The sequence below is a fragment of the Streptomyces sp. NPDC027962 genome (genome assembly GCF_055566095.1).
Window position 1 is genome coordinate 105,076 of sequence record NZ_JBVHTA010000019.1, and the last position, 24,740, is coordinate 129,815.

The 24,740-nt window shown below is 63.0% G+C and carries 11 protein-coding genes and 1 pseudogene; 10 read left to right on the plus strand and 2 right to left on the minus strand.

Translation table 11 applies throughout. The features are described from left to right. Window positions 1-112: 112 nt before the first annotated feature. Window positions 113-1,828, minus strand: a complete 1,716-nt coding sequence (locus ACZ4SA_RS19630; protein ID WP_468276003.1) for a carbamoyltransferase N-terminal domain-containing protein — start codon at window positions 1,826-1,828, stop codon at window positions 113-115. A 592-nt stretch (window positions 1,829-2,420) separates the two neighbouring features. Between ACZ4SA_RS19630 and ACZ4SA_RS19635 the strand changes: the two genes are divergently transcribed. From ACZ4SA_RS19635 to ACZ4SA_RS19680, 10 genes and pseudogenes are all read left to right on the plus strand, one after another. Beyond that, window positions 2,421-3,128 (plus strand): 2OG-Fe(II)-dependent halogenase WelO5 family protein, encoded by a 708-nt coding sequence (locus tag ACZ4SA_RS19635; RefSeq protein ID WP_468276006.1) that lies wholly within the window; start codon window positions 2,421-2,423, stop codon window positions 3,126-3,128. After that, window positions 3,119-3,502, plus strand: a complete 384-nt coding sequence (locus tag ACZ4SA_RS19640; protein WP_468276008.1) for a nuclear transport factor 2 family protein — start codon at window positions 3,119-3,121, stop codon at window positions 3,500-3,502. The genes ACZ4SA_RS19635 and ACZ4SA_RS19640 overlap by 10 nt, the downstream gene beginning before the upstream one ends. A 232-nt stretch (window positions 3,503-3,734) precedes the next feature. Further along, a complete protein-coding gene (locus ACZ4SA_RS19645; RefSeq protein WP_468276010.1) occupies window positions 3,735-4,832 on the plus strand; it encodes a glycine amidinotransferase in 1,098 nt (365 codons plus the stop codon). A 234-nt stretch (window positions 4,833-5,066) separates the two neighbouring features. After that, complete coding sequence (locus ACZ4SA_RS19650; RefSeq protein WP_468276012.1) at window positions 5,067-6,107, plus strand: cytochrome P450; 1,041 nt, start codon at window positions 5,067-5,069, stop codon at window positions 6,105-6,107. Between the two features lie 199 nt (window positions 6,108-6,306). Beyond that, a complete protein-coding gene (locus ACZ4SA_RS19655) occupies window positions 6,307-18,075 on the plus strand; it encodes an amino acid adenylation domain-containing protein (protein ID WP_468276015.1) in 11,769 nt (3,922 codons plus the stop codon). Window positions 18,076-18,117: 42 nt separating this feature from the next. Further along, entirely contained in the window at window positions 18,118-19,206 is a 1,089-nt protein-coding gene (locus ACZ4SA_RS19660; protein ID WP_468276016.1) for a branched-chain amino acid aminotransferase, read from the plus strand. Window positions 19,207-19,278: 72 nt separating this feature from the next. Then, on the plus strand, window positions 19,279-19,515 hold the full coding sequence (locus tag ACZ4SA_RS19665; protein ID WP_468276018.1) for a phosphopantetheine-binding protein: 237 nt from the start codon (window positions 19,279-19,281) through the stop codon (window positions 19,513-19,515). Between the two features lie 104 nt (window positions 19,516-19,619). After that, on the plus strand, window positions 19,620-20,924 hold the full coding sequence (locus ACZ4SA_RS19670) for a hypothetical protein (RefSeq protein ID WP_468276020.1): 1,305 nt from the start codon (window positions 19,620-19,622) through the stop codon (window positions 20,922-20,924). Window positions 20,925-20,988: 64 nt separating this feature from the next. Beyond that, window positions 20,989-22,092 (plus strand): DUF6421 family protein, encoded by a 1,104-nt coding sequence (locus ACZ4SA_RS19675; protein WP_468276023.1) that lies wholly within the window; start codon window positions 20,989-20,991, stop codon window positions 22,090-22,092. A gap of 38 nt (window positions 22,093-22,130) precedes the next feature. After that, window positions 22,131-22,389: pseudogene (locus ACZ4SA_RS19680) on the plus strand (IS5/IS1182 family transposase); the annotation flags it as partial. Between the two features lie 315 nt (window positions 22,390-22,704). Here ACZ4SA_RS19680 and ACZ4SA_RS19685 read toward each other — a convergent pair. After that, window positions 22,705-24,624, minus strand: a complete 1,920-nt coding sequence (locus ACZ4SA_RS19685; RefSeq protein WP_468276025.1) for a non-ribosomal peptide synthetase — start codon at window positions 24,622-24,624, stop codon at window positions 22,705-22,707. Between the last annotated feature and the right edge of the window lie 116 nt (window positions 24,625-24,740).

Genomic DNA, 24,740 nt, shown 5'->3' on the forward strand with positions numbered 1-24,740 from the left:
GGTTCGTGTGCTCGCTACCACCTGGCGAGACTGTACGGTCCATGCGGTTCTGCCTTTCCGTTGTGGCTCGCCGTAGATCGACATCTGATCCACTTCGGTCTCTCAACGCCCATCATCGGGAATCCGGATTGGTGTACAGCACACCTTCAGACCAGATGTAGCGTGTCCTTCCCCACCGCGCCGCTGATGCCACGTCGGGGAAGAAGCCGCGCCCCTCGAAGTTCGCGCTGGTGTTGCACAGCACGGGAACACCGCTGATCTCCTCGTACGAGGCGAGGATGCGGGCGATGGCGGAGGGAGCGCGCTCATCGATGGTCTGCAGCCTGGCCGTGCCGTCCAGGTGGACGATGGCCGGAACGCGATTTGCCCACGTGGGCCGCATACGGTGCTCGAAGAGCATGTACGGGTCAGGACTGCCCGGGGTGAACACCTCGGGCGCCCGACTCTCAAGACAGATCGGGGCCACCGGCCGGTAGTCGGCCCGCCCCTTGATCGCGTTGAGCCGCGTTTTCATGCCGGGATCGGTAGCGGGAGCCAGGATGCTGCGATTGCCCAGGGCACGAGGGCCCAACTCGGCGCGGTCCGAAAGGACTACGACTGGCTCGCCCTCGGTGTGCAGCAGCTGCGCCAGTTGTCGTTCGTCGTAGGGCTGGGCCTGCCAGCCGTCGGGCAGCCGGCTGTCGACCAGTTTCGGCCCGCTGTACACGTCCCAATCCAGTGCGAGGTTCCCACGGTGGAACGACTCGCACACCGCCGTGCCGATCGCCGCCCCGGCGTCGTTCGGAAACGGCGGCGCGAACACGTCCTGGAAGAGCCCACTGGCGCGTATCAACGTATTCCACTTGATATTGAGCGCACAACCGCCGCCGAGCACCAGGTTGGTGCGCTGACCGGGAAACCTCCGCTTCACGACTGCGGCAAGCCGGTCCAGCAGGCGCCTGCCGAGGTAGTCCTGGAACGTGGCGATGATGTCCGCATCGGACATGCCTGGCATGAGGTTGTCCCGGTTCGCAGCGATCTTCGCCCCCATGGCCTCGGCGTTCTCCGTGTCGACGCTGGGGAAGCCGGCGATGAGGTCGTCGAAGAGCGAGAACGCCTCCGGCTCCGGCTTGCCCAGTGCGGAGTAGGCCATGGCCTTGCCCGCGATGGACAGGTGACGGCGAATCGCCTCGTCCGGTGTCAGACCGTCGAGGTCGGCCGCGTACGGGCCGAACTGCGCGCAGAAGTCCGCGAAGGTGTTGCCGGTGATCGGCAGCAGAGCGGAGACCAGCGTTACCTCCCCTACGGCGGCCCGCACTTGGTAGAGCCGCGGCACGATGCCTCCGTCCCACACCAGGGCCAGGGAGTCCTCGCCACGTGCGGCGAAGGGACTTGAGCAGTAGGCGCCGAGGATGTGGTTGGTCACGTGATTGAAGCTGGCGTAACCACGGCCGTGGGTGAAGGCGTCGCTGTTGAAACAGCGCCGCTGCAGTGGCCCTTCGTCGCCCGGAGATTCCACGTAAGGCGCGACAGCGAGCTCTGTCGGCGAGTCGCCGTTTCTAAAGGTGAGGGCGTGATTTCCGTCTGCGCCGGTCGTGTACCAGCCGTCAATCACGAACTGGTCCACATCGGATGGCGACAACCCCTCGCGGGCCAGGATGTCGGACACTCGCCCCAGATCCTCTAGCGAGCTGTAGCGGACGCCGTTATCAATTTTTTCCGCCTCGATACTGAACCGGAGACGACCATCCTCAATGACTGCAACCGCACCGTCATGCGATGCCTTTATACCGCAGATGATCACGGGTATCCCTTTTGTCAGGTTGGACGAGTGGCGAATTTCAGCCATTCGGCAAAGAAATCTCAGCGGGGGTGTCGCGTCCATCCATGGAGGTCGGGCCCGCGGCGTACGCGTGACACCTCGGAGATGTCGCGAGTGACCGGAATATCTCGCCGTGATACCGAAAGGGGCTGACCAGGGCCACATTCGCGCGGAATGGTGCAAAGTGACCGTCCCGCGACTATCCCCAATGTCCTTATTATCCCCCTTGCAGGTTCTTTTGTCGTATCTCAGCAGCCTTCCGTCCACGGCTAGCCTGCACCAAAGTGAGAATGATCGACAAGTCTTGACAGTGCTTCAGCCTCAACTTACGGTTTAGCTCAATCTAGTCGGTTCGTGATGCATAAATGAAACCTGACATGCGAAGTCAGCTTCTCGCAGCCAGGCAAGTCTTTCTTTAGTCAGTGGGGGAACTTTGGCGTCGAATTACGCCTCTTCTGATGCTGCTCTGCGGTTGCCGGAGAGTTCTCGACATCCGGGAGTGACGGGATGGGAGGGCTCGGCGGAGTACTTCCGTTTCGCCGAATGTGAATCAGTGTCGCCCTCTCTGGCCGTGGACGTACTCCGTGGGCGGCGCCTTGGTGCGGTGTTCCGAGGAGTGGTGCCGGATGAGACCCGCCGCGCGCTGATCGCCAACTTCCTGACCAGTCCCGGGCGCCGCACCCGCGGAGTGGACGCACCCGGCGAGTACCTTGGCGCATACCATTACGCCAAGACGATCGACGGCTACCTCGATCAAGTGGACATGGTCGAGGCGGATTTGCGGGCCGCTCTGGACGTGCCGAACGACCCGCTGCGTTCCTTCTACCGAGGGCTGGAGCGGGAGCTCGCCCTGAGCGATGTCGGGTTCCGCCCCGCCCGGCACGAAGGCCGGGAGGCCGGCATCGGAATCTTCCGCTCCTGGCTCGGGCAACGGGAGTTCGCACTCGAACCGCACGAGGACCGCGGACAGTGCGAGGACTCGAGGCAGCTGGGCTTTGAGATACAGCAGGTGACCGCGCACCACATCGTGGGGCTGAACATCTGTCTGGACAACGGCACGGACGGTCGGCTGACGGTGTGGAACTTGCGCCCGGACGAGACCACTCGGGACCGGCTCGGAGTCCGCTACACCGGTTCGCCGTACGCCACCGAGTGGCTGGCCGACATCGACAAAGCGCACCTCGACGTGCGGCCGGGCGACATCTATCTGTTCAACGCCGGCCATGTGCACGCTGTCGAGCCGGTCCGGGACCCCGACGCGCAGCGGGTGACGCTCTCCGGGATCCTTGGGTTCACCGACGACAGGACTGTGGTCGCATGGACTTGACGGATGCGGCGGGAGACAGGTCCGGCCGGCTGTCGGCTTTGGTCGGCGACTACTACCGCTACATAGATCAGGATGACATCGAAGCGGCTCTGGCCTGCTTCGCCTCGGATGGAGTCTACCGTCGTCCGGGATATGACCCGTTCATCGGCCTGACCGAGATCAGTGCGTTCTACTCTGATGACCGAGTGATTTCCACTGGCCGTCACGACCTGGAGTCGATCGTAGAGGACGCCGACACGGTAGCCGTGCGCGGTACTTTCCGCGGCACCTCACATAGCGGGGAAGTGCTAGCCGTGCGTTTTGCTGACTTCTGGAGGTTCTCCGGCCTCGAGGTGGTCGAACGCAACACGTACTTCGATGCCGCAGCGGTTTGACCGCCACCCCGTACGGCCGCACACACAGGCGCTGGAAATCGCGGTACACGACCGGTGAGCCTGCTCTGGAGCAGAGATCGGTGTCGCTGCGAAGCCCTCCACACTTCAGTCCACTTCTGCCGCCCGGACACGCCGCAGCGCACCCAGGACACCCAGGTAAGTCCTCTGGAGCTTGTTCTGGATCGCGCCAGCCGCACGCATCTCCTGATCACGATCTATCGGAGGCACTGTCATGCCCAGCATGCTCTCCCTCGTCAACTCCCATAACGGCTGGGACCCCTTGGAAGAAGTGATCGTGGGCAGTGTGGGCCACGGCGCGCGACCGGGGTTCGAGCCTGCCCTGCGGCCCTACTTCCCCGACCCTTCCGACCATGGGTTCGACGCCGCACGCCGCAGTGGTCAGGAGCTGAAAGCAGCTCAGGAGCAGCTGGACACACTGGCGGAGGTGCTCAGGCAGGAGGGCGTTGTCGTCCGCCGGCCTGAGCCGATGGATTTCTACACCGAGGTGCGCACGCCTGACTTCCAGGTGCGTAGCCAGAATTCAAGCACATGCCCGCGGGATGTCCTGCTCGTGGTGGGGGACGAGATCATCGAAGCTTCTATGGCCATGCGCAGCAGGTTCTTCGAGTACCTGCCGTACCGCAAGCTTGTGGCCGAGTACTTCGAGGCCGGAGCCCGCTGGGTAGCCGCGCCGAAGCCCAGCATGGCCGACCGCATGTACGTCGGCGATTTCTCAGCGGACGGTGGCGGCTTCGACGCCGATACCAACCCGTCTCTGAGCGACGCGGAACCCTGCTTCGACGCTGCCAGCTTCGCTCGGTGCGGACGGGACATCTTCTACCAGCCCGACATTGTGACGAACGATTTCGGTGCTCGGTGGCTGGCTCGTCATCTCGGCCCGGAGTACCGGCTGCACCGTGTCCGGTTCGCTGACGCTCATCCGCAGCACATCGACGCCACGATGGTGCCGTTGCGCCGCGGGCTCATGATGCTGAACCCAGACCGGCCGCCGGTCGACAACACGGTCAAACTCCTTGAGGAGAACGACTGGAAGGTGGTCATGGCACCGCCTTCCGCCAGGGCCGGCTACATGCGCACGGTGGAAGTCAGCAAATGGATATCTATGAATATCTTCAACGTGAACGAGGACACGATCATCTGCGAAGAGAGGGAGAAGCCGATGATCGAATTCCTCAAGTCTTTTGGCTTCCGGGTGATCGCCATACCGTTCGCGAACGTGTACCCATTTGGCGGGAGCTTCCACTGTTGCACGGTGGACGTCCGGCGCACAGGCAGCCTGAAATCCTACTTCCCTCGCCTGGAAGCCTGACCGTCGATGCAATCTCCCTCACTCTGACAGAGGCCTCAGAAGATGACGAATCCGCTACCACCTGCCGCCGAGAAAAGCCGTGCCCCCCATGTTGATCTCGTCGACCCGCTACTGTACTCAGTGGGTGACCCGCACGCGGTATGGCGTTGGCTGCGCCACAACAGTCCCGTGTACTGGCATGAGCCTTCGCGGGGAATGCCTGGATTCTGGGCCCTAACCAAGTACCACGATATCGTGTCCGTGCTGGGAAATCCAGAAGTGTTCAGTTCTGCACAAGGAATTCTACTCCGTCCGGCCAGTCATGGACGAGATCCGGGCGGGGGGCGCACCCTCGCTCTGACGGACCCTCCACGCCATCGTCAGCTTCGGGCGGTTGTAAAATCCTGGTTCTCCGAGCGGGCAGTTCGGCAGCTGAAACCGACTATACGCGAAATAGCGCAAGGCTTGATTGCCGAGGCTGCCGAGCGGGAAACGGTCGAGTTCGTAAACGATGTCGCCGCTCGACTTCCTCTCTATGTGATATGTCGAATGATGGGGGTTCCTGACAGTGATCGCGAATATCTGTTCGGGATAACCATTCGAGCATTCTGCTCGGAGGATCCGGGTGAGCGGCGTTCGTCTCATGTGCAGCTCATGGAGTACCTCCTCGAACTTGTCGATGAAAAGCGCCGGGTTCCTGGAGAAGACATCATCAGCGTCCTCGGGGCCGCCGAAGTCGACGGCCGGCGTCTCACCGAGAGCGAATTGCTCGTCAACTCTGACAACATATTTATTGGCGGCACGGAGAACGTGCGCATTGCGGCCTCCGCTGGATTCCTGCAGTTCCTCAAGGAGCCAGCGCAGTGGCAAGCCCTTCGGAGCAATCCGGATTTGCTCCCTGGCGCGGTCGAGGAAGTGCTGCGATGGACCACTACTCCGACGCACCTTCTCCGGACGACGCGAGCGCCGGTGACGATTGGGGAACGCACCCTCGGCGAGGGGGAGCGCGTGGTGCTCTGGATGCCCTCTGCCAATCGGGACGAAGACGTCTTCGCTTCGGCTGACACGTTCGATATTCAGCGCACGCCGAATCGTCATCTCGCCCTCGGGACGGGAGAGCACTTCTGCATAGGCGGCATACTGGCGCGTGCTGAACTACAAATCCTATATGGCGAGTTGGCTGCACGCTTCGACAGGATCGAGCAGGCTGAGGAGCCGACTCTTCTGTCCTCCATTGTCGTGAATGGTCCGCAAGCGCTGCCGGTCCGCCTCACTCCCGCAAGGCAGGGTTCCTGAACCGCTTGCGTGTACAGATCATGCGCTGTGGACCTCCTCGACGTAGGTGGTTGTCTCGGCCGGTGTTCTCTCTGCAGCGTGTCCAGCTCCTGAATGGCGCCCAGTGATGCAAAAGCCGTGAGGCCGGAAAGCGGCGCCCATGCGTGAAGTAAATCGCCCTGTGTCATGGTGACACCGTATTGATAGTTAGGATCCAATCGTGTCTGACCAGGTCTCCGAGTTCGGTCGGCAACTGGGTTTCTGGCGTGAGCAGTTGTCGGGAGCGATGCCGTTGGAGCTGCCGACCGACCGTCCCCGACCGGTACTGCGCTCGGAGTCGTACGGATCAGTGGGCCTTACGTTGGAGGCTGAACTCGCAGACGACCTCCGGGACATGGCCGAACGCGAAAGCGCCACGCTGTCCGTGGTGCTGCTGTCCGTATTCCAGGTGCTGCTGGCCAAGTACAGCGGCCAGGAAGGAATCGCGGTCGGCACGTCGGTCTCCGGGGAGACCCGCTCGGAGGGCGACAGACCAGCCGAGGGCGCGAACACCCGCGTTCTCCACGGTGATTTGTCGGGCGATCCTGCCGTCAGCGAACTGATCCGGCAGACGAGGGAGGGCATCCTGACGGCCGGCCCTCACCAGGACCTTCCCCTCGAGCGCCTGGCCGAGGAGCTGATTCCGACGCGGGATCCGGCACGGATTCCGCTGTTCCAGGTGTGGATCGCACCGCAGGACGCCATCACCGACGAGGATGTGCCCTCCGGCACGGACATGAGTGCCGCGGCGGCCGGGGCGAAGCTTCCCCGTTTCGATCTGGCGATGACGGTTCGAGAGCGGGCCGGCGAATTCCGCGTCGGGCTGGAGTACAGCACGGACCTGTTCGAGGCTGTCACGGTGGAGGGGATGGCGGAGCATTTCCGGACTCTGCTAGCCGGTGTGGTGGCCAACCCCAAGGCGCGGCTGAGCCAGTTGGACATGCTGACCCGAGCAGAACGTCGGCAGATCCTGGAGGAGTGGAACGACACTGCCGCGGACTACCCCCGCGACCGGCGCGTTCACCAACTGATCGAGCAGCAGGCCGCAGCGTCACCGGACTCAGTGGCCGTGATGTACGACGGTGTGAGCCTTTCTTACCGTGAGCTGAACGAGAGGGCCAACCAGCTGGCGCACCACCTGCGTGATATCGGAGTGGGGCCCGGGGTTCTCGTCGGCATCTGCGTGGAGCGTGGCCCGGAAATGATTGTCGGGATGCTGGGCGTCCTCAAGGCCGGTGGCGGCTATGTACCGATGGATCCGGCCTACCCTGCCGAGAGACTGGCGTTCATGATCGAGGACACCGCAGCCCCTGTGGTGATCACCCAGACTCGTCTGGAGGGCCGCTTCTCCACTGACGGGGCCTGCGCCCTGGTGCTGATGGACGCCGATGGCGCTGCCATCACCGCCTGTCCGAGCACCGACCCTGTTCCCTCGGCCGGCCCCGACGACCTGGCCTACATCATTTACACGTCCGGCTCCACGGGTATTCCCAAGGGCGTGCAGATCGAGCACAGCAACCTGATGTGCCGGATGTGGGAAATGCGCCAACGCTACGGGCTGACCCCGAGCGACCGGGTTCTGCAGTTCGCCTCGATATCCTTCGACAGCTCGGTCGAGCAGATCTTCCCGGCGTTGATGGCCGGTGCGTCGCTCGTACTGCGAGGAAGGGACTTCGAGCCCGAGGCCGTAGTCGCTTCCATCCTGCGCGACGGTGTCACTCTCCTGGAGGCGCCGGCGTCGGTCTGGGGGCAATTGCTGAGCCCCTCACGCACCCCTCAACTGGCCCAGAGCACCCTCCGCAAGCTGATATTCGCGGGTGAGGCCGTGCCGCCCGGCCTCCTCGAGAGGTGGTTCGAGCACAGCAGCACGCCGGTCTTCAACGCCTACGGCCCCAGTGAAGCCACCGTCACGGCAACAATGGCCGAGATCCATGGACCGACTTCCCCGGTCCCCATCGGCCGGCCGGTCGCCAACACCCAGGTGTTCGTGATGGACCTGTTCGGCCGCCCGGTACCAGTGGGGGTGGCGGGCGAGCTGTGGATAGGCGGCGGGTCTGTGGCCAGGGGGTACCTGAATCGGCCGGAGCTGACCGCAGAGCGGTTCGTTCCCCATCCGTTCTCCGGTGATCCAAAGGACCGGGTCTACCGGACCGGCGATGTGGTGCGGTGGCTGCCCGATGGCACCCTGGAGTTCATCGGCCGGGTCGACGACCAGGTGAAGGTGCGGGGCTTCCGGATCGAGCTGGGCGAGATCGAGGCCACGCTCGGTGCCCATCACTCCGTCGACTCATGTGTCGTGGTGGCGCGGGACGAGTCCCCCGGAGACAAGCGGCTGGTCGCGTACGTGGTGGTGGCGGGAGCCGCGACGCCGACGACGGCGCAACTGCAGTCGTATCTGAAGGACCGGCTGCCCGATTACATGGTGCCGTCGGCCTTCGTGGCCCTGGAGTCACTGCCGTTGACGCTGAACGGCAAGGTCGATCGCAAGTCCTTGCCCGTTCCTGACGGCCGCCGCCTGGACATGGGCGACGAGTACGCTGCCCCGCGCAACGAACTCGAGGAGGCCACCGCCGAGATCTGGAAGCAGGTGCTCGGCATCGACAGGGTGGGAGTCCGGGACGACTTCTTCCTCCTGGGAGGCGACAGCATTGTCGCCATCCAACTGCTAGGCCGGCTCCGCCGGCGCTTCGGCATCCACCTTCCGGTCCAGGACTTGATGGCCCGCCCGACAGTGGAACAGTTCTGCAAGTTCTTGGCCGATCAGCTTGCTGAGCTCCAGAGTCCCGCCGACGGCGACGGCGACGGCGACGGCGACGGCGACGGCGTTCAGACGGACCGGATCGACGGAGAAGTTCCGTTGCTTCCCATCCAGGAGTGGTTCTTCCGTAGCGAGTTCGCCCGCCCGAACCACTGGAACCAGGCGTTCCTGATTGCTACTCCCCAGCTGGACGTGGATCGGCTACGGGAGTGCGTGCGGGAGCTCGGCAGGAGGCACGACGCATTTCGTATGCGATACCGGCACAATGACGCAGGCGAGGTCGTCCAGTGCTATACGGAGGACCACGAGCCGACAGAACTCGTAACGTGCTCGGTTGACGAAATTCAGGATCTCCACGCTCAGCTCACCGAATGGCAGGCAGATTTCGACCTGGACGCCGGCCCCGTTTACCGGATCGGCTATCTGGACGGACTGGTCGACGGAAGCGCCCGCGTGTTCATCGCCTGCCACCACTTGATCGTCGACGCGATGAGCTGGCGGATTCTCGCGGAAGACCTTGAGGCGCTGTACCACGGGTGGAGCCTTCCGCCCGTGGGGAGCACCTATCAGCAGTGGACCACGGCAGTGCGGCAGTACGCGTCTCAGCATCCCTCGGAAGACCGCTACTGGTCCGAGGTCCAGTCCGATTACGAGAGGACCGGAGCCGCGGCGCTGGAGCGTCTCGTCCAGAGCGAAGACACCATGACGGTGTCCCGGCTGACTCTCGATCGAGACGACACCAAGCGTCTGTTGCACTGCCACCGGTCCTATCGCACGCAGATCAACGACGTCCTGCTGGCCGCGTTCGCCCACGCCCTGACGGACTTGACCGGTGAGGCGGTCAATCACGTCATCCTCGAAGGCCACGGCCGGGAGGAAATAGATCCGGGACTGGACATGGGCCGGGCCGTGGGCTGGTTCACCACCATGTTCCCGGTCCGCCTTCGGACGGGCACCGACCAACTGGCGACGCTACGTGAAACCAAGGAGACCTTGCGCGACGTTCCGGCGAAGGGCATCGGCTACGGTGCCCTGTACGGCTATCACGACAGCCGGCTACCCCGGATCAACTTCAACTACCTCGGGCGACTGGACGCCGAACACGCGACGGCGGACGGCGCACGTTGGCGGTTGACGCGTGAGCCCTTCGGAGAACCCGAGCATCCGGACAACCACGACAACATCATCATGAGGATCAACGGCTGGGTCACCGACGGCTATTTCACCCTCACCATCGCGCACAAGCTCGGTCAGGACGTCGGCGACCGCCTGGCCCGGCAGTACGAGCAGGGCTTGGTCGAACTCACCGCGGAACTGTCCGCGAGCCCGAGCATCCATCTCACCCCCTCGGACGTCGATCAAGTCGTCTCGGCCGACTACCTTGACGAACTCCAGGCTGAACGAGAAATCCAGGGCGTCTACCTGGCGAACAGCCTCCAGCAGGGGTTCGTCTATCAGAACGTCACGCACGGCCGGAACGACGACGCCTACACGGTGCAGATGACCTGGGACTACGCCGCGCCGATCGACGGTGACACCATGCGGGAGGCGTGGATTCGGGCGCAACGCGAGTTCCCCGCGCTGCGCTTGCGCTTCGGCTGGAAGGAGGAAGTGGTCCAGATCATCGATGCGGAGGCTGCACTCCGCTGGTGTTACGTCGACCTCTCGGAGGCGTCGGTCGACGAGGCGGAGGCCGCGGTGCGCGGCCTTCGCCGGCAGGACCGCAGCGAGCCCTACGACCTCGGCTCCGGCCCTCTGTTCCGGATCTACCTCGTCAAACAGGGACCGGCAGAGTTCTTCTGCATCTTCAGCCACCACCACTCGATCCTGGACGGGTGGAGCAATACGCTTCTGCTGCGGCGGGTTCACGAGTTGTACGAACGTCTCCTCGCCGGCGCGCCCCTCGACACGACGCCTGATCGCAGTTTCTCGGCCGGGCAGAAGCACCTACAGGAACACCGTGACGATCACGCGGAGTTCTGGCGGCATCACCTTGCCTCCTATGACGAGCGTATGGACCTGGAAGGGCTGCTCCGGCCGGAAGCGCGTGAGAGTGGACTGAGCATCGGCGCGGCCCGCCGCGTTCAGGACATGCGAGAGCTGAGTTTCACGGTCTCGGGCGAGCAGTTGGCGATGCTGCAACGGTTCACCCGGGACTCCACCGTCACTCTCAGTGCGCTGATGCAGTATGCGTGGCATAAGACTCTCGCCTGCTACACGGGGGCGACACGGACGATCACGGGCAGCGTGCTGTCGGGCCGGAGCATCCCGGTCAACGACATCGAGTCCAGTGTCGGCCTGTTCATCAACACCCTGCCGCTCATCGTTTCGCACGGCACCGGCGAGGAGTCGGTCCGCGAAGGAGTCCGGGAGGTGCAGCGGCGGCTCAACGAGCTGAACGCACACAGCACGGTCAACCTGACTGACCTGCACGGCGGTGCCGACCGTCTGTTTGACACGCTCTTCATCTACGAGAACTGGCCCAAGATCAGTTCAGACGGCTGGCAGTCGCGACTCGGAGCGCGCATGGGCGCGGACTACGAGAAGTTGGACTATCCGCTGTCCGTGATTGTGTCCGAGAACTCCGGGAGCATCCAGTTCCGCCTGGTGTACGCGGCCGAGTTGTTCGACGCCCGATACATGGCGGACATGCTCGACATGCAGCGACACCTTCTGGACGAGTTGCTCGCCGACGGAGAGCGCCCGTGGCGAGAGGTCGACCTGCTCTCCGAGGCGCGGCGCGGTGAGCTGGACGCCGTGCTGAACCCCGCCACCGAGCGACTCCCGAAGGCCCGCACGTTTGTGGAGGCCTTCGAGGAGCAGGTACGCGGATACCCGGACCGCGACGCCGTCGTCTTCGAGGGGACCACCCTCAGCTACGCCGCGCTGGACGAGCAGGCCAACCGTCTGGCCGACCTGCTCACCGACACGTGCGGTGTTCAGCCGCAAGACCTCGTCGTGCTCTGCCTCGACAAGGGGCCGGAGCTCATCGTCAGTATCCTGGCGGTGCTCAAGGCCCGGGCTGCGTACGTGCTGACGGATCCGGTCTACCCGGACGAACGTCTCTCCTACATCATGCGGGACACGGGCAGCGGACTGGTCGTCACGACCGGTCAGCACCACGACCGGCTTCGGGCGGTGAGCGGACCGGGCCGGCCCGCGACCGTGCTCGCCCTCGACGCTCCGGAGACCCGAAGCGCTCTGGCGGCGGCGAGCCCGGACGCTCCCGAGTCGTATGCGCCGGTGGACGCGCTGATGTACGTGCTCTACACCTCTGGAACCACGGGCGCCCCCAAGGGCGTAATGATCGAGCACCGGGCCTTCGCCCAGACGATCGAGGCCATGAAGGTCCGTCATTTCGCTGGTCTTGAGACGGTGAGCACGCTCAGCCTCACCAACCACGTCTTTGACATCTTCGGCCTGGAATTCGGCCTGCCGCTGTCGACCGGTGGGAGCGTCGCACTGCCTCCGGACCTTCCCATGAGGCTCGATTGCACCGGTCTCGATTTCGTTCAGATGACCCCGAGCGTCTGCGGCGTGATCCTCGACCGTCTGGTCAACGTGCCGGATGACCTGTTGCTGCTGGTGGGCGGTGAGCGGCTGCCGAAGCAACAGATCGAACGGGTGCTTGCGCGTTCCATAGACCTCGTCAATGTGTACGGGCCGACGGAGACGACGATCTGGTCCACGTCGTGCCTGTACCGGCATGCCGATGGTTTGCAGGGGCTCCCGGTGAGCATCGGCACGCCGCTCGCCGGGGAGTCGGTACACGTCCTCGACAGCGCGCTTCGGCACCTGCCGGTAGGTGCGGTCGGCGAACTCTGCATCGGCGGTGACGGGCAGGCGCGCGGCTATCTCAACAAGGAGGAGCTGACCGCCGAACGCTTCGCCGACGTTCCGCTCGGTGACGCACGGTCCACCCGGCTCTACCGCACCGGGGACCTCGTCCGGTTGCTGCCGTCCGGCGTGTTGGAGTTCATCGGACGCAACGACGACCAGGTCAAGGTCAGCGGACACCGGATCGAGCTGGGCGAGGTCGAAGGCACGCTCGCTGCCCACCCGGCGGTGCGACAGTGCGTGGTGCTCGTCCTGGAGCTCGGAGCCCCGACCCTGGTCTGCTACTACGTGGGTGACGGAGAGGACTCCTCGGCAGAACTCGACGAGCATCTGCGGCGCTCACTGCCCGGATACATGGTGCCGGGCAGGTTCATCCGCCTCGGGAACATGCCGCTGACGATCAACGGCAAGATCGATCGTGCGGCACTGCCCCGGCCGAGCGCCGGCGGTGCCCGCGCACACGTGCCGCCGCGGTCCGGTACCGATGCCGACCTGTGTGCACTGGTGGCGCGGGTGCTCGGCCTGGACCCGGTCGACGTCGGTATCGACGACGACTTCTTTCAGCTCGGTGGGACGAGCCTCCTCAGCATCAAGCTGGTCTCGGCCGCCGAGCGTGAGCTGGGCCTGTCGACGTCGCCGGCGTACCTCCTGTCGCACCGCACGGTTCGTGAGTTCGTCGACGATCTTGACGCGTTCCACAGCGACCGGGTAGCCATCCCCGTCGCGACCTTCGCCCGGACCGAGGACCAGAAGCTGTCCTTCGCCCAGGAGCGCCTGTGGTTCATCGAGCGTTTCGAAGGCGGCACCAGCGCCTACAACCTGCCGTTCGTCTTCGACGTCGCCGACGCCGTGGATACCCGGACGCTGGAAGCCGCCGTCAGAGGTGTGGTCGCCCGGCACGACGTGCTGCGCACCGTGTTGCGGCAGACGAAGGACGGTGCTGCGTACCAGTGCGTTCTGGGTGAGGAAGAAGCGCCGTTCGTGTTCGACGCGGTGTCCGTGCCGGACCGCGGTGCGATGCGTGCGGAGATCCGTCGTGATCTGGAGCGCGTTTTCGACCTTGCCGGTGAGGGCCCCCTGCGTGTGCGCCTCTACGAGATCCCGGGCGTCGGTCGCAGCCTGGTGTTCATCATCCACCACGCCGCGTTCGACGGCTGGTCGATCGACGTGCTGCTACAGGACCTGGTCGTGGCGTACGACCTCGTCGCACACGCCGTGCCCGACACCGATCCGTTCCTGGGCCTGCCCGCACCGCAGCTACGGTATCGGGACTTCGCCGTGTGGCAGCGGTCCTACTTGACCGGCCGGCGACTCGAGCGGCTCCGGACGTTCTGGGAACAGGAGCTCGACGACTATCAGAACCTCGCTCTCGTGCCGGACCGGCCGCGCCCGGACAGCAAGGAGTATCAAGGAGCCAACACCCGCTTCGAGGTCGGGGCGGAGACATCGCGGAAGCTGCGGCAGCTTGCTGAGGAACTGCGTGTCAGCCTGTACAGTCTGCTGCTGAGCGCCCACTTCCTCACCTTGCGCTGCTTCAGCGGTCAGGACGACATCGTCGTCGGCACGCCGATAGCCAACCGGGACCACCCCCAGCTGGCGGGCCTGGTGGGCTTCTTCGTCAACACGCTGCCCCTCCGCTCGCGCATCGACGGTCGAGCACGGATCGTGGACTACGTCCGGGACACGGCTCGCGGGGTGCTGGACGCACTCCGCCACCAGGAGCTTCCGTTCGAGCAATTGCTCGAGCTGCTCGACGTCGAGCGGGATGTCAGTCAGCACCCGATCTTTCAGGTCACCTTCGGCGTCCAGAGTTTTGGCGCGCCGGTACGGGACACTGACGGATCTTCGCAGCCGATCCTGCGCACGGCTCCGGAGACCACGGAGCTTTACACAGCTGCCAGATTCGATCTGGGTACGTTGATCGATGACTCGCTGGAATCCCTCCAGGTCGACATTAACTACGCGACGAGCCTCTTCGACCGCGCGACTGCCGACAGTTTCGGCCGGACGTTCCTCACCATCCTCCGTCAATTCGCCGATCTGGCCGGAACCGAGTCCGAGCAGCAGGACACCGCGATCTCTGATCTGGTGTACCTGGACGCAGAGCGGCACCGTGAGATGGCGGAGCAGTGGAGCGCCCCCCGGCGCCAGTTCGATTCGGGGACGCTCTTGCACCGATCGGTGGAGACGCACGCCCGGCGCTCACCCGATCGCGTCGCTCTGGTGGGACAAGAGCGCCGGCTCACGTACGGGAATCTCAACACGGAGGCCAACCAGCTCGCTCATCACCTCATCCGCAGCACCGAGTGCGCGCCGAACACGGTCGTCATGCTCTGCCTGGATCGTGGAGTGGACGTCGTCGTCTCGATCCTGGCCACGCTCAAGGCGGGCGGCGGCTACCTGCCGGTCGACCCGGCCTATCCCGACGATCGCATCGGCTTCATGCTCGCCGACGCGGGAACACGTACGGTCCTCACGCAGCGTCGATACGTCGAGCGTTTCACCCGAATTCTGGCCCAAGCCGGACAACACGATGTGCGGCTGGAGAACATCGAGGTCATCGCAGTCGATGATCCGTGTGCGCAAGAAACACTCCGCACAATGCCGGAGACGGACCCGGAGACTGAGGCCGCACCGGGTGACCTCGCGTACATCCTCTACACCTCAGGCACCACGGGCAATCCGAAGGGCGTGCCGCAGACTCACGCCAACGTCGCGCGTCTGTTCACCGCGCTTGAGGGGATCTACCACATCCGCGAGGACGACGTGTGGACTCTCTTCCACAACTACGTATTCGATTTCACGGTGTGGGAAATGTGGGGCGCCTTTCTGTACGGCGGCCGACTCGTGGTGCCGACGTTCGAGCAGACGCGTGACCCGGAGGAATACTACGCGCTGTGCCGCAAGGAGCGCGTCACCATGCTCTGCCAGACTCCAACCGCGTTCTATCAATTCGTCAACGTCGCCCTTGGCAAGGACGATCGCCACCGTGTGGACGACCTGAGGTACGTGTTCTTCGGAGGCGAACCGCTGAACGTTTCGCTGCTGGCGGGGTGGTTCGAGCAGTACGGCTACGACCGTCCGCAGCTGGCCATGGGATACGGCACCACGGAGACGACGGTCTTCACCTGTTACAAGATCTACGGCGAAGCGGACCAGGGTTCGACTGACATCGGCTCGCTGATTCCGGACGTCGCAGGATACGTCCTCGACGCCCAGCAGCGGCTGCTGCCGATGGGAGCGGTCGGGGAGTTGCACATCGGCGGCGCGGGCCTCGCGGCGGAGCTCCTCAACCTCCCGGACCTGACGGCTCGCAAGTTCATCGCCAATCCTTTCGCCACTGGTCGCGACGCGGAGTCGAACGCACGATTGTACAGGAGCGGAGACCTCGTTCGCTGGGCACCGAACCACACCCTGCGTTTCGTCGGGCGCAATGACTTCCAGGTCAAGATCCGCGGCCACCGGATCGAGTTGGGGGAGATCGAGGCCGTCATGTCCAAGGTCTCGGGGGTGCGCCAGTGTGCCGTCGTCGTCCGAAAGGCCGGCGCCGACGGTGAGCAGAGTCATCTGGTCGGCTACTACGTGGCTGACTCCGGAACTGCTCCTGACACGCTGTTCGAGCAGCTGCAGGCGAAGCTGCCGACCTACATGGTCCCCGCAGCCCTGGTCCAGGTCGACGCACTTCCACGCAAGATCAGCGGAAAGCTCGATACCGCCTCCCTGCCCGCGCCACAGCTCAGTTCCGCCCGTGAGCTGGTCGCACCGCGCAACGACCGCGAAGCGGTGGCTCGCCGGGTGCTGGCCGAGGTACTGGATGCCGATTCCGAACAGATCAGCGTGCACGACGACTTCTTCCAACTGGGTGGCAACAGCATCCTTTCGATCAAGTTGGCGAGCCGGCTGAGCACTGAACTCGGCACCGAAGTCAACATCGCGTCCGTCTTCCGGCACCGCTCCGTCGCGGGCTTGGTCGACTGCCTGACATTGACGTCAGCTGGGACGGCGGCCATTCCGCGTCTCGCGGTGGATTCGGAGTCCGAGCAGGTGGTGTCGTTCGCGCAAGAACGCCACTGGTTCCTCAACCGGTACGAGAACGGAACAACCGCGTACAACATCCACTTGTGCTACGAGGTCGTGCCAGACGTCGACACAAGCGTGCTCGAGCGATGCTTCCGCGAAGTGAGCCGGCGCCATGAGGCGCTGCGAACGGTCATTCGTCAGCGGCCCGACGGCGACCTGTACCAAGCGGTGCTCACCCCCGAGACGGCACCGCTCGACATCCGGCACCTTACGGTGACGGACGAGGACGACCTGGCCACACGCTTCGGTGCGGAAGGTGCTTACGCATTCGACTTGGCGAACGAGGCACCTCTGCGCGTCACCTTCTACCAGCAGCAGGCGGGCGAGGGCGCACGACACCGCACGTTCGTCGGCATACTCGTCCACCACATCGCGTTCGACGGGTGGTCCGCCGACCTGTTGCTGGAAGAGCTCGAGCGGCTGTACGAAGGAGCGGTGGAGCTGTCCGAGCCGTCCATCCAGTACAAGGACTATGCCGCCTGGGAACGTGAGCGCATCGATGGTGCGCGCCTCACCGAGTTGCTCGGCCACTGGAAGGGACGGCTGCAAGGACGGCGGCGGCTTGATCTGCCCACTGACCGGCCCCGCCCACCCAGGATGGACCACCGCGGTCATCGAGTGATGTTCGAGCTCGACCCGCAGACGTCGTTGGCGGTGCGGCGACTGGCGCGGAAGACCGAAGCCGGACTGTTTAGCGTGCTGCTCTCCGCCTACTTCCTGACGCTCCAGGCGTACACCGGTCGTTCCGACCTGCTCGTCGGCGTCCCCGTCGCCAACCGGACGCACCGCCAGACGCACGAACTCATCGGCTGCTTCATCAACTCGCTCGCACTTGACTTCGACATCGATGCCGAAGACGAAGTGGAGGCGCTGATCAGAAAAGTCGGTGCGCGCGTGGTCGAGGCTCAAGAGCACCAGGAACTGCCCTTCGAGCGACTCGTCGCCGAGCTGAAACTGCCCGCGGACCCTTCGCGCCATCCGCTCTTCCAGATCTGGTTCGACGTCAACTCGTTTGCAGAAAGGGAAGCTGACCGGAAAACCGAGGAAGAGTCCCGTGCTGCCTCGCTGCTGCGGACCCACACCCCGGACGGACACTCGTCCGAGAACGAGTCGGACGTCATGTCCAAGTTCGATCTCGGCTTGGTCGTGAACGATGCGGGTGAGTCACTGGCGGGAACCATCATCTATGCCACCTCTTTGTTCGATCAGGGCACGATCGAGGGCTTTGCGGCCACCTACCAATCCATCCTGACGCAGATTGCGAGGGCGAAGTGAAGCCGGCCGAGCCGACCCTGGACCTGTGGAGGTGAGCAGTCCATGACTCCCCACTACCCTCTCACCCGCTCCACGGCTCCCCTGCCTGACGCGGATCGCCACGACATTCTCGCATCGCCGGAGTTCGGTCGGCACTTCACTGACCATATGGCAACAGCGGTGTGGACGCCCGAGAAGAACTGGCACGAGCGTCGGATCAGTCCACTCGAATCTTTCACTCTGCACCCGGGCACGGCCGCGCTGCACTACGCGCAGGAGATCTTCGAAGGGTTAAAGGCGTACCGGCACGGAGACGGCGGAGTCTTCCTCTTCCGGCCGATGTTCAACGCTCGGCGGTTCGCGCGCTCCGCAGAGCGTCTGGCGCTTCCTCCACTGCCGGAAGAGGAATTCATCGCAAGTGTCGAAGCGCTCCTGCGCGCGGACGAGCCGTGGGTTCCAACCACCACGGGAGACGGGAGCCTTTATCTCCGACCTTTCATGTTCGCTGCGGGCGAGTTCCTGGGCGTTCGACCTGCTGAACGCGCCATCTATTCCGTCATAGCCTGCCCGGCCGGCTCTCTGTTCGCCTCCGGCCAGCAGGGAGTGCAGCTGTGGGTCACTAGCCGCTATACCCGCTCCACATTGGGCGGCACGGGTGAAGTGAAATGTGGAGGAAATTACGCCGCGGGCGTTGCCGCGCAACTCGAGGCCAAGCAGCATGGCTGTGATCAGGTCGTGTACCTGGACGGCGTCGGAGGAAGCGGGAACGTGGACGAGGCCGGCACGATGAATCTCTTCTTCGTCACCTCGGACGGCTACCTGGTCACTCCCAAGCTCGGGACAATTCTGGGAGGAGTTACCCGTGATTCCGTACTCACCCTGGCGCCGGAATTCGGACTGATTCCCGCTGAGCGGTCTATTTCTCTCGATGAGCTGCGCTCCGGGGTGGCTGAGGGAAGCTTCACCGAGGCGTTCGCCTCGGGTACTGCTGCAGCGATTACCCCGGTCGTCGGATTCAAGGGGGAGAACTACAGTTTTGTGATGGGTGAGGGCACTCCGGGGAAACGGACCGTGGCGCTGCGTGAACACCTTCTCGCCATTCAGTACGGCAAGGTAGCGGACCGTCATGATTGGATGTGGCGCGTAATCTGACGAGACTCATCGCCTTTCCGCTGCGTGCGTCGATTCCCGTCGGCGATCACAACACATTGAGAGAAGATAGACATGGAAGCCGCAGAAAACCTTTCGGTGGTGCTCCGCGTAGCGAGCGAAGCCTTCGGTACACAGGTCAAGGCTACGGACAACTTCTTCGACCTCGGCGGAGACTCCCTCACTGCGGTGAAACTGGCGACCCGGCTGGAAGAAATCCTGGCGCAGGAGATCGATCTGGCTGAGCTGCTTGGCTCGGGGAGCTTCGAAGATTTCTCGACGGCCATCTGTGAGGGAATCAAACCTGAATGACGCCATGACAGACGTCGGGCGCGGAGCATTTCACTGCCGTTCGCGCGACCTCGGTCCGTCGGTGTCCCACTCTCCTTCGAAAGAGAAAGACCAGGCTTATGTCCATGCGTGTCGAAGAAATCCACATCAAGGGAGCAAGGGGAGATTCTTCAGCTGCGCTCACCTGGGCGCAACGCGACAAATGGGACGCCCTCGCTGGCTTGGCGGACCGTCAGGGAAATCTCAATACTCTTTTGGAGTTGCCTGTGCCGACGGGAGTGAGCGTGCCCACCGGACTGACCGCGTTGGCCCGGCTGATGGAGGAATGCGAGACGCTCAGGACGACTTACTCCGACGAGAGCGGAGAGCCGAGGCAGACCGTGCGATCCGGCTACCGGATGCGGGTTGATCTGTGCGAAGCCGGCGAGGAAGCGGGCGAGGTGATCGGTGAGCTCCTGCCCAGGCGTCTGGACCACGCCTCGGCCCCTCCCGTGCGGGCGGTCCTGTTCACCCACCGGGGACGGCTAGACAAGGCGTTTCTCATCTCGAGCCCCATTGTGTCGGACGCGACGGGTGGCACTCTGCTGAGGCAACGCTACCTGGGGCACGTGCAGCAGAGTGTGCTGGAGCCGCTGAGCCTGCAGCCACTGGACCAAGCCGCCTACGAGGGCTCCGAGGAGGGCCGGCGGGCCGGCGCCAAAAGCCTTAAGCACTGGGAGGACCGCCTTTCCCGCGTCTCGACGCCCCTTTTGCCTCTCTCCGGTAAGAGGAGCTCGAAAACCCTCAGAATGACATTGAACTCACCTGCCGCTCTCCACGCCGTCGACCGCTTCGTTCAACACCACAAGAGTATTCGGTCCGCAGTGTATTTCAAAACCTTGGCTCACCGGTTGTGCAGCCATTTCGACTCCCCTCAGTGCCCCCTGCCGGTGATGTCATCGAACAGAACAAGGCCAGAGACGGACTCATACATCGGAGTTCTGGCTCAGCGTGGTATAGCGTTCTTCGACAGAGGGAAGGAAGGCAATGCCATAGGCAGTGGAGCAGCGAACCGAGAGGTATTCCTTTCGCTGCTCAATGGGGCATACGACCCTGCCGAGCGTAACTCCATCGAGCAGGAGATCGCCGTCCGGCGCGGGTTCGACCCTGATAGTTTTCTCTACCATGCAAACTATATCCGTGAGCCGCGTAAACGGATCCAGGATATATTGACAGCTAAGGAGATATTCAAGCTCAGAAATTCCTCGCAACTAGAGGAGGAGGATTCGATGGACATGCGAATCTGGCATTTCCTGATTCAGTTCATGGAGACCGATTCGCACCTCGGCATCTCTATGTTCGCAAACTCCTCAACTTTCAGTCTTGATGAGATGTGTGCTCTCCTTACAGCGATGGAGCGGGATCTCATCTCCCTTGCTCTTGAATCCTGAGCCGGCCAGGAGTCGGTGCCGACTGGGTCCCGGTAATCATTCAAATTGTCACGGAGTGGATAAAATGGACGAGATAGTTGCGGCAGTTCACGAAATCCGGAATACGCTTCCAGGGCGCTCCGAACTTCGTGATGAAGAGAATCTCAAGAGGATCGTCAAAGAAATTGAGCGCAGCCCCTCGCTGTACCGTCTCGCCGCTGTGCAGGCTTTTCTCGAGGATGCGCGATCCTTTCGGGAAGGAAGTCGCCTCGAAGCCGTCAAGGCGCACATCAACACGCGTCGGGACAACCACATTTTTTCACTTTTCGATGCATCTTACTTTCCCAAGTTGAGCCTGGACTTCCTGGCTTACGAGGCCCTGGAAACGGATCCTCACCTGGCGGACCGGTATGCAAGCAACACCATGCCTGTCAGCATCGTTGGTTCAACCGCCGGGTTCCGTTCCAGGGTCGTGGTTGCTCTCTTTCCGGAGAATCACATCGACGGAATCCAAGAGCCTGACGACCTTATCTTCTACTTCATCGACAAGTTTGTTGAGCGGCACAATCGGATCACCCGGAAAATGATCGACGCAGTCATGGTGCTGGGTAGCTTTCCCGTGATCCAGGGAGCTTCCGACAAGAAAGTTGAGCAGGCGGCTGCCTGGTGGGTCCGGCTGCACGAGTACCATCACCGGCAGGGAGACATGCCTATTCCGAACTTCCTCTCATCGAAGAAGGCGAAACCTCTGGCAGGTCTGGAAGAGCTACGGGTCGACGTATCCGGGATGCTCGTCTGCCTGAATGACGAGGATCTGCCTCGCGAAGAGGCCGTTTTGGCCTACGAATTCATTCTCGCAGAGCGGCTTCTGCGGTACGCTGTCGAAGGAATTCCGCGCCCCAATTACGACGCAGTCGCCTCGCAACTGCTCTTCAACTATCTCTCGGAGCACGGTGGTATTCGCCTCGTAGAGGGCAGGATCGGTCTCACTCCCGATCTACCCGCAGTACTCGCGGCCTTCATCGGAGAAATTGAGAGCATTGAAAGCCGCATCCACTCGGAGCCGGTCGAAGCGGTGAAGGAGAGGCTCCTCGGGCTCACGGACGCCTACACTGTCTTCGATTCAGAGGTGAAGGACTACCAGCACATTCCGTACTTTGCTCAAATCAAGCACCGCCTGAGTATTTAGCCCGTGTCCTTTGTGGTGAGGCGGCCGTTGGGCTGTTCATGGGGCTGGGTACGTGGAGTTGGATTGTTCCGGACGGGCTGTGGGAGATCACCGAGCCGCTAATCCCTCTGTCGAAGACGCGTCCGCAGGGCGGTGGTACGCAGGACACGCCTGATGTGGGTGAGGGCGAAAAAGGGGGTGAACTCACAGGTCCGAGCCCCGTGGGACCCGGGCAAACCGGGTTCCAAAATGCACGTCCTGTCGGACGCGAACGGACTACCCCTCGTCGTCGGCGTCTCCGCCGCAAACACCCACGAACCATGTCCTGGCTGACCGGCTACCGCCGACTCAACCACCGCTACGAACGCCCCCGCAACTACCGTCATCCGCGTCACCACATAGGACACGGTCAACAGTTGTTTCGTAGGCTGCTGCTCGGAACGATCACGGACGGGTCGGAGCCCACGAGGCTCCTGGCAGACGATTCCTTGACTTCTTGACCAGAGTCGTCCACGCCTGCCAGGAGCCTCGCCGTCACGCGTCGCAATCGTCAACTCGACATCAGTGTGAAGTCGTTGCCGGCTCTTCAGCCGGCGGACGCCCCGTTCGCTCTACACCCCGTGCTGTGAACGTTCAGGTGAGAGAAGCCGCGTCGGCCACCTCCGGGCTTGCCGCGAGTTCCGCGACCGACGGATACGAGAAAAGGGCGGCGACCCCGATCTCGCTCTGCAGATCTGACTCGAGGCGGGTGATCAGCTTGACCGCCAGAATACTGTTGAGACCGAGCTGGAAAAGATCGTCCTCCAAACCAATCGCCTCCGGTGCGACCCCGATGATCTCTGCCGCAATGGACTGTATGCGGACTTCCAATTCTGTGCCGATGTTTGCGTCATCGCTCTTACTGGCTGGTTGAAGGGCACGCAGTGCTTGGGTGTCCAACTTTCCATTCGTCGTCACCGGCAGTTCAGTGATGTGGATCAGCGCACCGGGAACCATGTAGGACGGCAGCTTGCATTCCAGGTGCCGCAGCATCTCCCGTTCGACCAGTGCCGTGTCGGCAACGTAGTAGCCGACGAGAGCAGTAACACCTCCCTCCTCGGCATCTCGCGCGGCGGACCAAATGGGCAGCACCACGCTGTCCATTACCCCGGGGTACGAGCTGATCACCGACTCGACCTCGGCGACTTCTACCCGGAATCCGCGAATCTTTATTTGAGAATCGTTACGTCCCACATAGTCAAGGACTCCATCTGAACGCCATCGAGCGAGATCCCCAGTGCGGTACAGGCGGCTATAAGCCCCCCCGGGGCCATGCGAGAGGTCTGCCTTGTCGGCGTCAGTCTGGAAAGGATTTGGAATGAACTTTTCCGCTGTAAGCTGTGGTTGATTCAAATAGCCGCGAGCTACGCCTGGTCCAGCGAGGAAGATCTCACCCACCGCACCCACTGGAACCGGCCGCATTGCGTCGTCAAGCACCAGGACCTGCGCATTGTCATGGGGCCGACCAATGGCAAGATCGAATTTCCGCACCTGCTGCGAAACGGTCGACACCGTGGCTTCCGTCGGTCCGTACTCGTTGAAGACGGGAACCTTGTTGACACGGGTCATCTCGTTGAGGCACGCGGCATCAAGCACTTCAGCCCCGACCACCAGGCGCTTCAGCGTGGGTACTGCACCTATGCCAGCATGCTGGAAAAGAGTAGGCGTCCCGTTCACATGGGTGACGCCATGAGTTTTGAGGTAGTCCGTGAAGCGGTCGCCGTACAGCCAGAGTTGATCCGGGGTCAGGACCAGCGTGTTTCCGGTCAGCAGGGCAAGAACCATCGGGTACACGCCGCCGTCGAAGGCGTAGCTGAGCAGTTGGAGCAGCACCTCCTCTCCCGAACCCGCCATGCCGTATCGGGCCGCGCTTACCGACACATGGTTTACAACGGATCGGTGCTCGATTGCCACCCCCTTGGGCAACCCGGTCGTCCCTGAGGTGTAGATGACATAAGCCAGACTGCCAGCGGTAGTCTCGGCATTCCGCGCCACCGGGTGATCCCGCCGGCGTCCTTGGCGCCCCCACTCGCCGTCGAGGACTCTGGCCGCCCTGTTTTCACTTTCTGCGCAAAGATCGGACACCCGGTTCAGCTGCCCCTCGCAGCAGAGGACTATCCGCGCGGCAGTGTCCTCCAGGATGTACCGCACTCGATCATCGGGGATGTCCGGTTCCATGGGGGCGTAGGAACCACCGGCCTTCCACACGGCGAGTATTGCGACGATCATCTCAATGCTACGACCGAAGCACAACGCAACAACGCTATCCGTGGAAATTCCGTACTCTTCAATGAGATCGCAGGCAACCCGATCCGACCATTCGTCCAGCTGCTGGTAGGTGAGATGCTCCTCCCCGAACACGACAGCCCGGTTACCAGGCGATTCTGCTGCCCTTTCCCGGAAGAGATCGGCAGCAGTCTTCTCCGCAGGAAAAGGCAGAGTACCTCCCCTGCTCAGCGCAATGAGCTGGCTCTGTTCCTCACTCGGGACGAGGTTCAAATCGGCGATCTTCATTATATCCTCGCTAATATTCTGGAGTGAGCTGAGCGCTCCCCCACGGATGACGCGAGCAGGTTTTAATGACCGAGTTGCCAGCCAGGGGATCTCCATGTGCTCGCAGTCGCCTGAGC